This window comes from Mesorhizobium sp. M7A.F.Ca.CA.004.12.1.1 (assembly GCF_003997835.1).
GTDB lineage: Bacteria > Pseudomonadota > Alphaproteobacteria > Rhizobiales > Rhizobiaceae > Mesorhizobium.
The window spans coordinates 1-11,416 of sequence record NZ_RZRK01000099.1 but is presented as its reverse complement, the minus strand read 5'-3'; the positions used below and the strand labels follow the sequence as shown (position 1 = coordinate 11,416).

Here is an 11,416-nt window from a genome sequence, read left to right as displayed (position 1 = left end):
GGCGCGACGTTCGTCAGCACCTTGACGGCATCCGGGTCGCGTCCACAGGCTGCGACACGGCGCCTGATATCGTCATAGCGTCCTGTCGCGCCCTCCACCGGTCCGTCATCCAGCAGGATGACATCGGCGATGCGGGCGGCAATATCCAGGTCGGCTTCGCTCAAGCCCGACAAGACGAGCACTGGCGTATCCTGCGGCGAGCGTGCGACGTTCAGCGGTCCGCGCACGGAAAAGAACTCGCCCTTATGGTCGAGCAAATGCATCTTTTCGGGGTCATGGAAGCGGCCGCCGCTCTGGTCGAACAGCAGCGCGTCCGCATCCCAGCCCCGCCACAGACCTTGCACGATGCCGATACATTCCTCACTGCGACGGCGGAAATCGTCGGGCGAAAATCCCCCGGGCCGGCTGAAATTGGCTGCTTCCCGTGGCGCTTGCGTCATGGTTGCGTTCCAGCCACTGCGGCCATGGCTGATAATGTCGAGCGAGGCGAAACGGCGCGCCAGATTGTATGGCTGGTGGGCGACGGTCGATGCCGCGGCGACGAGCCCGATCCTGCTTGTGACAGTCGCCAATGCGGCCAGCAAAGTGGTCGCTTCGAAGGGCATCGGGCTGTTCGCGGCACCGCCGCCGGCCGCCGGTGCGGAATCGGCAAGCAGCACCATGTCCAGGCCCGCTGCTTCGGCCTTTTGCACGAAACCAGTCAGGCGGCTGAATCCCGGTTCCGGCGATGGATCGGCGATCCCCGGAAACAGCGAAACGGCAAGATGCATTGTGGCGCCGCTGTCCATCGATGGTGCCTGCGAGACGAAATACCACCCGAACTATGTTCGCCACTTCAGGGGATGGCAACCGCTGGCGCTGGGCCAACCGCCGGTCACGTGGAGGCCAGCATTATTTCCCAGCTAGCAGATCGTTGATCAGTCGCTGGCAGCGCTCGGCCATGAAGTCGAGCAGCAGCCGCACTTTTGGATCCTGCAGCTTCTTGTGCGGATACACGGCGGCGAACTGCACCGGTGTCGGTGGCGTGCTGCTCAGGATCACCTTCAGCCGCCGGTCGCGGATGAATGGCTCGACCTCGAAGCGCGGCTTGTTGATGATGCCGCGGCCTGAAAGCGCCCAGCCGGTCAGCACGTCGCCATCGTCGGTGTCATATGGCCCGTGCACCTCGAATTTCTGCGGGCCTGTGGGGGTCTGCAGCGTCCACACATATTCGCGCGCGCCGGAATAACGCAGCATCAGGCAGTCGTGCTTCTTGCCGATCAGTTCCTGCGGCTCGATCGGTTCGCCGCGCGCCTCGAGATATTTCGGCGCCGCCACCAGCACGCGCTCGCATTCCATGATGCCGCGCATCCTGAGGCTGGAATCCTCGATGATGCCGAGCCGGAAGGCGACGTCGATGCCTTCCTTCATGATGTCGACATTGTGATCCGAAAGCCTCAGCCTCACCTCGATGTCTGGGTATTTGTCGTGAAAATCGGGAATGCCCGAGGCCACCAACCGACGGCCGAGGCCCAAGGGGGCGGTGACGCGGATGGTGCCGCGCGGCTGACCGGAAAGCGCCGAGACCGCGGCTTCCGCTTCGGTGATCGCCTCCAGCACCTGCTTTGCGCCCCCGTAAAAAACCGTGCCATGCTCGGTCGGCATCAATTGCCGCGTCGTGCGGTTGAACAGACGCACGCCTAGGTGCTTCTCCAACTCCTTGATGCGGTTGGAGGCGACCGCCGGCGAAATCCGCATGTCGCGCCCGGCCGCCGACAGATTGCCGAGTTCGACCACGCGAACGAAGACGGCAATGTTGTCGAGATAGGCCATGCGGTTTAGTGGCTTTCCTGAGGCCGCCTTCGGGCGGCTCCCATCCTGCTGCGTGTGACTACCCTAGTATTTTCCATTTTTTTTTGAAAGTCATCGTGCACCTCGCCTCTTTCCGTTTGCGCTCCAACCCGTAAAGTCGCCCGATCGGCAGGGACGATTTCAATGATGGATTTCGCGATTTTCTGGGACTGGCTGAGTTTTGCCGTGCGCTGGCTCCACGTCGTCACCGGCATCGCCTGGATCGGCTCGTCCTTCTACTTCGTCGCGCTCGACCTTGGCCTGCGCCAGCGTCCCGGCATGCCCGTCGGCGCCTTCGGCGAGGAATGGCAGGTGCATGGCGGCGGCTTCTACCACATCCAGAAATATCTCGTGGCGCCAGCCGAAATGCCGGAACACCTGACCTGGTTCAAATGGGAATCCTACGCCACCTGGCTGTCCGGCTTCGCCATGCTGTGCGTCGTCTACTACGCCGGAGCCGATCTGTTCCTGATCGATCCGAACGTGCTGCCGATGTCGGTGCCTACAGGCATCCTGCTGTCGCTGGCAACGATTGGCGTCGGCTGGGTGGTCTATGATCTGCTGTGCCGCTCGCCGCTGGGAAAAAGCGATACCGGCCTGATGCTGGTGCTCTATTGCGTGCTGGTGTTCATCGCCTGGGGGCTGACGCACCTGTTCACCGGCCGCGCCGCCTTTCTGCATCTGGGCGCCATCACCGCCACGATCATGTCGGCCAATGTCTTCATGGTTATCATCCCAAACCAGAAGATCGTCGTCGCCGACCTCATCGCCGGCCGCAAGCCCGACCCGAAATACGGCAAGATCGCCAAGCAGCGTTCGCTCCACAACAATTATCTGACGCTGCCGGTGCTGTTCCTGATGCTGTCGAACCACTATCCGCTGGCGTTCGGCACTGAGTTCAACTGGGTCATCGCCTCGCTGGTGTTCATCATCGGCGTGCTGATCCGGCACTATTTCAACTCGGTCCACGCGCGCAAGGGCAACCCGACCTGGACCTGGATGGCGGCACTTGTCCTGTTCATTGTCATCATCTGGCTGTCGACCGCGCCGAAAGTGCTGACCGGCGAACCCAGGGAATCTGCGGCGGCGCAAATCTATGTCGCTTCAGCGCATTTCCCGGCCGTACGCGACACCGTGCTCGGCCGCTGCTCGATGTGCCACGCGGCGGAGCCGGTCTATGAGGGCATCTATCATGCGCCCAAGGGCGTGATGCTCGACACCGACGCCGACATCGCCAACCACGCCCGCGAGATCTATCTGCAGGCCGGCCGCAGCCACGCCATGCCGCCCGCCAACGTCAGCCAGATCACCGACAAGGAGCGGGCGCTGCTGGTGGCCTGGTTCGAAGGCGCAGGGAGATAGCATGAACTCGACACTTCTGCGCGGCCGCACGCTGTCCTTCGTGCGCTGGCCGCAGACCATCGACGATCATTCCGCCTGGCGCTACGAGGAGGACGGCGGCCTGCTGATCCGCGACGGCCGGATCGTCGCTGCGGGCACCTATGCCGATGTTGAAAAGCAGGCCGGCAAGACGGCGAAGAAAATCGACCACCGGCCGCATCTGCTGCTGCCCGGCTTCATCGATGCGCATGTGCATTTTCCGCAGATGCAGGTCATCGCCTCCTATGGGGCAGAACTGCTCGACTGGTTGAAAACCTACACTTTTCCGGAGGAAACGAAGTTCGCCAACGCCCAGCACGGCCGCCGCATCGCGCGGCTGTTCCTCGACGAAATGGTGCGCCATGGCACGACGACGGTTGCCGCCTACTGTTCGGTGCACAAGGCTTCGGCGGAGGCCTTCTTTGCCGAATCGCATGACCGCAATATGCTCAACATCGCCGGCAAGGTGATGATGGATCGCAATGCGCCCGACGGCGTGCTCGACACGCCGCAATCGGGTTACGACGACACGAAGGCGCTGATCAAGGAATGGCACGGCAAGGGACGGCAGCACTACGCCATCACGCCGCGCTTCGCCATCACCTCGTCGCCGGAGCAGATGGAGATGGCGGGCGCGCTGTGCCGCGAACATCCCGATTTGCACATGCAGACGCATCTGTCGGAAAACCACGCCGAAATCGCTTTCACGCAGGAACTCTACCCGTGGTCGCGCGACTATACCGACGTTTACGAGCACTACGGGCTGTTGGGCAAAAAGAGCCTGTTCGGGCACTGCATCCATCTCTCGGAGCGCGAAGCGGATGCGCTTTCCGACAGTGGCTCGGTGGCGGTGTTCTGCCCGACTTCCAACCTGTTCCTCGGCTCCGGCCTGTTCGACTATCAGCGCTTTCGTCGCCGCGAAAAGCCGATCCGGATCGCCGCCGCCACCGATGTCGGCGGCGGCACCAACTACTCCATGCTGCGCACCATGGACGAGGGCTACAAGGTGATCGCGCTGAACGGCGAGAAGCTCAACCCGCTCCAGTCCTTCTGGCAGATGACGCGCGGCAATGCCGAGGCGCTGTCGGTGGCCGACAAGATCGGCACGCTGGACGAGGGCACCGATGCCGACATCGTCGTGCTCGACGCCAGGGCAACGCCGGCGATGCGGCTCAGGATGGAGACTGTCGAGACGCTGGCGCAGGAACTTTTCCTGCTTCAGACGCTGGGCGACGACCGCACTGTCCGCGAAGTTTATGTGGCGGGGCGGCCAGCCAAGGCGGATATGATCGCGGGGTGAGACCCCCTCACCCCGAGGGGAGAGGACCGCAGCTCGACGGAGTGGGGGTCGACCCTGGCGGGGCAACACGATCGCCGCGACGGAAGCTTGACCGGGCGGAGCTTGTCGTACACACGATTTGTGACTGACTTCGGAGAAAGAAAATGGCCGCTGCGGACGACATCGCTCTGATCCAGAAGCAGGAAGAGACGCTGGTCTTCCCGGCCTTCGACGAGGCCGTCGCCTTCGAGATCGGCGCGGCGATCCGTGAGCGGGCACTGGCCGAGGCCATGCCCATCATTGTCGATATCAGGCTGTGGGATCGGCCGCTGTTCTACGCCGCGATGCCGGGTTCGAACGCCTCGAACCCCGACTGGGCGCGACGCAAGACCAATGTGGTCAAGCGGTTCCTGAGAAGCACCTATCGTATGGTGTTGGAACAGCAGCGCCCGGACCGCAGCTTCAAGATCGGCGAAGGGCTGGATATTGCCGACTACGTGCTGGCCGGCGGTGGCTTTCCGGTGACCGTCAAGGGCGCCGGCGTCATCGGGGTGATCGCCGTCTCCGGACTGCCGGAGCGCGAGGATCACGGCGTCGTCGTAGATGCGCTATGCGATCATTTGGGCGTCGACAAGCGCGGCCTGGCATTGCCTCGGGACGCCGAATGACCGTGCTCGATCCCAAGGCATTCCTGACCTCCATCTTCAACGCCGCCATCGCCGCCGCCGACCCGGAACGAACCATCCGGGATCATCTGCCGGCCAAGCCGAAGGGCCGCACCATTGTCATCGGCGCGGGCAAAGGCTCGGCGCAGATGGCGGCAGCGTTCGAGAAAGCGTGGGACGGCCCCATCGAAGGGCTGGTCGTCACCCGCTATGGCTATGGCGCGACCTGCGAGCGCATCGAGATCATCGAGGCGGCTCATCCGGTGCCGGACGCTGCCGGTCTGGAAGCCTCGCGGCGCCTGCTCGCCAAGGTCCAGAATCTGACTGAGGATGACCTGGTGGTGGCGCTGATTTCCGGCGGCGGCTCGGCGCTGTTGCCGTCGCCCGCCGGCGGCTTGACGCTGGCCGACGAGATCGCCGTCAATGAGGCGCTGCTCGCCTCTGGTGCGCCGATCGCGGCGATGAACACCATCCGCAAGCACCTTTCCACCATCAAGGGCGGCAGGCTGGCAGCGGCCGCATGGCCGGCCAGGGTGGTGTCGCTGATCGTCTCCGATATTCCCGGCGACAATCCGGCAATGGTCGCCTCCGGCCCAACCGTACCGGATACAGGCAGCCGCGCCGACGCGCTGGCCTCGATATCGGCCTATCGCATGAAACTGCCGGCCTCGGTGATGGCGCATATCAATTCGCCGGCCGCCGATGCGCCAAGCCCGGACGACGAGCGTTTTTCGCGCAACGAGGTGCATCTGGTCGCTTCGGCCGGGGTATCGCTGGAAGCCGCCGCTGCGGAAGCGAAACGGCAGGGTGTCGAGGCCGTTATCCTCTCCGATGCCATCGAGGGCGAAGCGCGCGAGGTGGGCGGCGTCCATGCCGCGATCGCGCGCGAAGTGGCGACGCGCAACCGACCATTTTCGAAGCCGGTGCTCATCTTATCGGGCGGCGAGACAACCGTGACCCTGCGGGCGAAAGGCAAGGGCGGCCGCAACTCGGAATTCCTGCTGGCTTTCGCCATAGGCAGCAACGGCGTCGAAGGCATCCACGCATTGGCCGCCGACACCGATGGCATCGACGGTTCGGAAGACAATGCCGGCGCCTTCGCCGATGGCTCGACCGTGTCGCGCATGCGCTCGGCCGGTGTCGATGCCAAGGCCATGCTTGCCGGCAACAATGCCTGGACGGCCTTCAACGCGGTTGGCGATCTCTTCGTACCCGGCCCGACCGGCACGAATGTCAACGATCTCAGGGCGATTCTGATCAGGTAGCTGAAGCAATTCCAGGAAAAGTGTGAAGCGGTTTTCCGTCCGGAATTGCGAAAACAGACTGATCAGGCGGCCATCAGCCGCTTCACCAGCTTCATATCCTGCAGAAACCGTTCGCGTTCAGCCTCCTTGTCCGCGGACTCGCGGATGCGCAGAATGAAGGAGGGATGGATGGTGATGAACACGCGCAATCCGTCCTCGCGCTCGATCACTTGTCCGCGCATCTTTGTCACCGGGATCGCCTTGCCGAGCAGCGACATCGCCGCCGTCGCGCCGAGTGCCACGGCGAGGTTCGGCTTGATCAGCTCGAATTCCTGGTCGATCCACCAGCGGCAGGCCTGAATCTCACCGGAATTCGGCTTGGAGTGGATGCGGCGCTTGCCGCGCGGCTCGAACTTGAAGTGCTTGACCGCGTTGGTGACATAGACCTTTTGCCGATCGACACCGGCATCATCCAGGATCGCATCGAACACCTTGCCGGCCGGACCAACGAAAGGTTTGCCGGCGAGATCCTCCTGATCGCCTGGCTGTTCGCCGACGAAGATCACCTTGGCATTGTCGGGGCCTTCACCGAAGACGGTCTGCGTCGCGTCGCGCCACAGCGGGCAGCGGCGGCAGCCTTTCGCTACCTCACGCAACTCGGGAATCGTGTCTGCATCATCTTCCGGTGCTTCGGCGGGCTGCTTCGGCCAATGCCGTGCCTGCACCTTGGCGTGGTGCGGCGCGGGTGTTGTCGGCATCTTCGCAATCATGTCCTTGGCGGCCTTGTCCGCTCCTGCGATCATGTCTGGAATGAGCGAGGCCTCGGGAAGGTTCCGCCAATATTTCTTCGGCATCTCCTTCTGCATGGCTTTCACCTTCAGCCGTGCCGGGTTGAAGATGTTCTCGAAATAGATGCGCCACAGCGCCTCGGTATCGTCCTGATCAGGCGCATCGCCCTTGGCCGCGCCCGGCCCGATCGCCAGCCTTTCGCCATCCCAGTCGGCGGAGGCATAGGGCGTCAGGATCGTCCAGCGCATGCCGGTGAAACGCCTGACGAAGAAATCGGCGTTGCGCTCGACGATGAAATGATCCGGCTCGAACCAGGCGACATAGCGCTCATCGGCACCGTCGCCGATTTTCCGGAAGCGTACGAAGGCGTGCATCTTGTGGCTGTCGCGCCGCACCGCCTTTTCCATGGCCTCAAGCCGCCTGGTGTCGGGATCCGACGCGATTTCCAGCAGTTTAGGCTCATCGCGCAATCGCCAAAGCATGCGGTAGAGAAAGGCAAACCGGCCGGGATCGGAATGACAGAACGCCGTTTCGGCATGCCCGATGAAGTCGCGCGGCACGGCGAGTTGCGCGCCCGCAGGCACTTCAGGCAATTCTGCCTGATCGGAGCCCGGCGCGACATGCCAGCCGACGTCCTCGGGCCTGACCTCATTCAGGGCCAGCCGCCGTGCCGCGTCACGCCAGCCGGCAAAATCCGTCTCGCTGTCGAGCCGTACACTGTATCTGGCGAGATCAAGTTCAGCTGGCCGCATGATCAGAACAACGATAATTGTTCGCAGGAGGGGGCGATCCTGTCGCGCAGGCCGGCCTTGTCGGTCAGCGCACCAGGCGACCAGCCTTCGGCGATGATGAACGGCCTGAGCTTGGCGATCGACTGGCAGACCCGCCCGACATCCTCGAGCCGCATGCGCCGATGCCGGCGCGTCTCCAAAATCTTTGCCACCACCTTGGTGCCGAGACCCGGCACCCGCAGCAGAGCTTCGCGGTCGGCGCGGTTGATGTCGACCGGAAACTGCCCCCGGTTGCGCAGCGCCCAGGCGAGCTTCGGGTCGATGGCGAGATCGAGCATGCCGTCGCTGCTCCCGGCGAGGATTTCCGGCTGCGAAAACCCATAGAACCGCATCAGCCAGTCGGCCTGATAGAGCCGGTGTTCGCGCATCAGCGGTGGTTTCAGCAAGGGCAGCGACGATGACGAATCCGGAATCGGGCTGAAAGCCGAGTAATAGACGCGCCGCAGATGATAGCTGCCATAGAGCCGCGCGCTGGTGTGAAGGATGCCGTCGTCGGATGTCTTGTCGGCGCCGATGATCATCTGAGTCGACTGGCCGCCCGGCGCAAAGCGTTCGCGCTTTCTGGTCTTCAAAGTCGGCTCGGCCTTCTCCTCCATCTTCTGGCGCAGCCTGGCCATGGAAAGCCGGATTGTCTCCGGCTTCTTCTCGGGCGCCAACCGCTTCACACCCTCGTCGGTCGGCAGTTCGACATTGATCGATAGCCGGTCGGCATAAAGCCCTGCCTTCTCGACCAGTTCCGCCGAACTTTCCGGGATCGTCTTCAGATGAATGTAGCCGGAGAACTTCTCCTCCACGCGCAGTCGGCGTGCCACCTCGACCATCTCGCCCATGGTCTCGTCCGGCGAGCGGACGACGCCCGAGGACAGGAACAGGCCTTCGATATAGTTGCGCCGGTAGAAGTCCATGGTCAGCTTCACCACCTCGTCGACGGTGAAACGGGCGCGCCGCACATTGGACGACGAGCGGTTGATGCAATAGCTGCAATCGTAGATGCAGAAATTGGTCAGCAGGACCTTGAGAAGGGAAATGCAGCGGCCATCCGGCGCATAGGAATGGCAGATGCCCATGCCCTCGGTGGAGCCGATGCCGCCTGATTTCAGCGAGTCCTTTTTCGCTGCACCGGAAGAGGCGCAAGAGGCATCGTATTTGGCGGCGTCGGAGAGGATCGCCAGCTTTTCACGGACGGTAAGTGCGCTCATCTGTTCATGATATGTTCTAAACAGGAGATCCGCTACCTCATTTGATGGAGGCGGCGAAAAAGTGATCGCCGCCCATCATGAATCCATCAAACCTCGTGCAGATAGAGGTGGTAATCCAACTCGCTGACCGTGCGTGCCACCCGCAGATATTCGGACTGTTTGATCGCCACGAAGGTCCGGTGCAGGTCCTCGCCGAGCGCGTTCTTCAGGAAGCTGGACGTCCGCGCCGCTTCGATCGCGGCGCGCCAGTCGACAGGCATGGTCGTGCGCGTGACCGCTGCCTCATAGCCGTTGCCGGTCGTTTCGGGTCCCGGATCGAGACCTTCGTCCATGCCCTTGATGATTCCGGCGAGCACGGTTGCGGCGATCAGGTAGGGATTGGCGTCGACGCCGGACGGCCGGTGTTCGATGCGCCGGTTCTTGGCGTCGCCGGCCGGCACGCGCAGCGCCACCGAGCGGTTGTTGACGCCCCAGGTCGGCGCCACCGGCGCATAGGATTGCGAGACGAAACGCCGCCAGGAATTGGCATGCGGTGCAAACACCAGCATCGATTCCGCCATGGTCTGGATCAGGCCGCCGAGCCCCTGCAGCAGCGGCAGCGACCAGCTCTCGCCCCCAGCTTCGGCAAAGACGTTTCGGCCGGCCTTGTCCTGCAGCGAAACATGGAAATGCATGCCCGAGCCGGCATATTTCTCGATCGGCTTGGCCATGAAACAGGCGGTGACGCCGTGGCGGCGCGCCTGCGCCCGCACAAGCCGCTTCAGCATGACCAGATCGTCGGCCGCCCGCATCACATCCTTGCGGTAGTTCAGCGTCAATTCGTACTGGCCGGGCGCATATTCGGAAATCACCGTCTCGGCCGGAATGCCTTGCGCCTTGGCCGCGGCATAGATGTCGGAGAACAGCGGCTCCATGCCGTGCAGATGGTCGACCGAATACACTTCGGTCTTGCCCGAGACGCGGCCATCGAGCACCGCGCGCGCCGGCTGCACCTTGCCGTCGGCGTCGCGCTCATTGGCCAGCAGGAAGAATTCGAGCTCGAAGGCGCCGGCCGGATAGAGACCTTTGGCCGCCAGGATCTCCACCTGCCGAGCCAGCGCCAGGCGCGGATCCGACGACATCGGTCGGCCGTCGAGCATGTACATCGCCATCAGCAACTGGCCGCGGGGCGGGCTCGTACCGTAGAGCGGCACCAGCGTGCCGGGGATCGGCCATGCCCTGAGGTCGCCATCACCGGTCGTCCAGATCAGTCCGGTCTCGTGCACATCCTCGCCGGTGATGTCGAGGCCGAGGATCGAGATCGGCATATGGCGGCCGCCCTCGAAGATGCTCTTCAGTTCATGCCGGCGCACGATCTTGCCACGGCCGACGCCATTGGCATCGGTCAGCACGATATCGAAGGCCTCGATCTCGGGATGGGCGCCGAGAAAGGCGTGCGCCTCGGCAGGTGTCGAGCCCGAAGGTGAGGTTATCATGGCGTTGGGGTGGTCCATCGCCGCTTGTCTCATGCCGCAAGCTTCGCCGCAACCGCGCCGAAGGCGGTGATCAGCCGGTTGACCTGGGCAGCCGAGGTCGCCGGCGAGATCAGCATCATGTTGTGGAAGGGTGCGATCAGCACGCCGCGATTGACCAGCGCGACATGGATGGCGGCCTCCAGTTCCGGTGCATGCGCCATTTCCGCCTCGGCGCCATTGCGTAGCGGACCGGGCGCACAGATGAACTCGACACGAGCGCCGACGCGGGAAACATGCCAGGGCAGGCGATAGCGATCGATCACGCCGGTCAGCCCGGCATCGAGCCGCCGCGCCAGATGATCCATGCGGTCGTAGTTTTCCTGCGTCATCACCTCTTCGAGCGTGGCGCGCATCGCCGCGAACTGCAGCGGGTTGGCCGAGAGTGTCGTGCCCATGCCGGAATAGCCCGGCTCCTTGGTCCTGTTGTAATCCGCGTAGCGTGAGGCAACGTCGTCGCTCATGCCCCAGACACTGGCCGGCACGCCGCCGGCGATCGGCTTGCCCAGCACGAAGAAGTCCGGGTCGAGACCATATTTCCTCGTGTAGCCGCCGGGGCCGGTCGAGATCGTGTGCGTCTCGTCGATCAGAAGCAGCGTGCCGGTTTGGCGTGTCAGTTTGCGCAGGGCGTCATGGTAGCCCGGATCGGCCAGCACCATGCAGGAATTGGTCAGCACCGGCTCGGCGATGACGCAGGCGACGTCCTTATCCCTAAGCGCGGCTTCGAG

Annotated in this window: 10 protein-coding genes; 4 read left to right on the top strand and 6 right to left on the bottom strand. The window is 63.4% G+C overall.

What is annotated here, in order from left to right; translation table 11 throughout:
* The coding region (locus EN984_RS07785; RefSeq protein ID WP_127383690.1) for an LLM class flavin-dependent oxidoreductase at nt 1–788 on the bottom strand (788 nt) is incomplete at its 3' end.
* Between the two features lie 103 nt (nt 789–891).
* Nucleotides 892–1,812 (bottom strand): LysR family transcriptional regulator, encoded by a 921-nt coding sequence (locus EN984_RS07780; RefSeq protein ID WP_027039874.1) that lies wholly within the window; start codon nt 1,810–1,812, stop codon nt 892–894.
* Nucleotides 1,813–1,974: 162 nt separating this feature from the next.
* Here EN984_RS07780 and EN984_RS07775 point away from each other — a divergent pair, with 162 nt between their 5' ends.
* The 4 genes from EN984_RS07775 to EN984_RS07760 all read left to right on the top strand — a co-directional run bounded on the left by EN984_RS07775 (nt 1,975) and on the right by EN984_RS07760 (nt 6,419).
* Nucleotides 1,975–3,192 (top strand): urate hydroxylase PuuD, encoded by a 1,218-nt coding sequence (locus EN984_RS07775; protein ID WP_127266491.1) that lies wholly within the window; start codon nt 1,975–1,977, stop codon nt 3,190–3,192.
* Between the two features lies 1 nt (nt 3,193).
* Nucleotides 3,194–4,510, top strand: a complete 1,317-nt coding sequence (gene guaD, locus EN984_RS07770) for a guanine deaminase (protein ID WP_127266492.1) — start codon at nt 3,194–3,196, stop codon at nt 4,508–4,510.
* A 143-nt stretch (nt 4,511–4,653) separates the two neighbouring features.
* Nucleotides 4,654–5,157: a heme-degrading domain-containing protein gene (locus tag EN984_RS07765; protein WP_127266493.1), complete on the top strand. Its 504-nt coding sequence runs from the start codon at nt 4,654–4,656 to the stop codon at nt 5,155–5,157.
* Nucleotides 5,154–6,419, top strand: a complete 1,266-nt coding sequence (locus tag EN984_RS07760) for a glycerate kinase (RefSeq protein ID WP_127383689.1) — start codon at nt 5,154–5,156, stop codon at nt 6,417–6,419. Before EN984_RS07765 ends, EN984_RS07760 begins: the two co-directional genes overlap by 4 nt.
* A 62-nt stretch (nt 6,420–6,481) precedes the next feature.
* On the opposite strand, the gene EN984_RS07755 is transcribed toward EN984_RS07760, so the two are convergent.
* The 4 genes from EN984_RS07755 to EN984_RS07740 all read right to left on the bottom strand — a co-directional run.
* Entirely contained in the window at nt 6,482–7,939 is a 1,458-nt protein-coding gene (locus EN984_RS07755) for a UdgX family uracil-DNA binding protein (RefSeq protein WP_127266495.1), read from the bottom strand.
* 2 nt (nt 7,940–7,941) lie between these two features.
* Nucleotides 7,942–9,177: a putative DNA modification/repair radical SAM protein gene (locus EN984_RS07750; protein WP_127266496.1), complete on the bottom strand. Its 1,236-nt coding sequence runs from the start codon at nt 9,175–9,177 to the stop codon at nt 7,942–7,944.
* Between the two features lie 86 nt (nt 9,178–9,263).
* Nucleotides 9,264–10,670, bottom strand: coding sequence for a glutamine synthetase family protein (locus EN984_RS07745; RefSeq protein ID WP_127266512.1), 1,407 nt, complete (start codon nt 10,668–10,670; stop codon nt 9,264–9,266).
* Nucleotides 10,671–10,681: 11 nt separating this feature from the next.
* A partial coding sequence (locus EN984_RS07740) for an aminotransferase class III-fold pyridoxal phosphate-dependent enzyme (RefSeq protein ID WP_127383688.1) occupies nt 10,682–11,416 on the bottom strand: 735 nt, incomplete at its 5' end.

Excerpts from the sequence above, each read along its gene's own strand:
- EN984_RS07780 (WP_027039874.1), bottom strand. The coding sequence starts at position 1,812 with ATGGCCTATCTCGACAACATTGCCGTCTTCGTTCGCGTGGTCGAACTC.
- EN984_RS07775 (WP_127266491.1), top strand. The coding sequence starts at position 1,975 with ATGATGGATTTCGCGATTTTCTGGGACTGGCTGAGTTTTGCCGTGCGC.
- guaD (WP_127266492.1), top strand. The coding sequence starts at position 3,194 with ATGAACTCGACACTTCTGCGCGGCCGCACGCTGTCCTTCGTGCGCTGG.
- EN984_RS07765 (WP_127266493.1), top strand. The coding sequence starts at position 4,654 with ATGGCCGCTGCGGACGACATCGCTCTGATCCAGAAGCAGGAAGAGACG.
- EN984_RS07760 (WP_127383689.1), top strand. The coding sequence starts at position 5,154 with ATGACCGTGCTCGATCCCAAGGCATTCCTGACCTCCATCTTCAACGCC.
- EN984_RS07755 (WP_127266495.1), bottom strand. The coding sequence starts at position 7,939 with ATGCGGCCAGCTGAACTTGATCTCGCCAGATACAGTGTACGGCTCGAC.
- EN984_RS07750 (WP_127266496.1), bottom strand. The coding sequence starts at position 9,177 with ATGAGCGCACTTACCGTCCGTGAAAAGCTGGCGATCCTCTCCGACGCC.
- EN984_RS07745 (WP_127266512.1), bottom strand. The coding sequence starts at position 10,670 with ATGGACCACCCCAACGCCATGATAACCTCACCTTCGGGCTCGACACCT.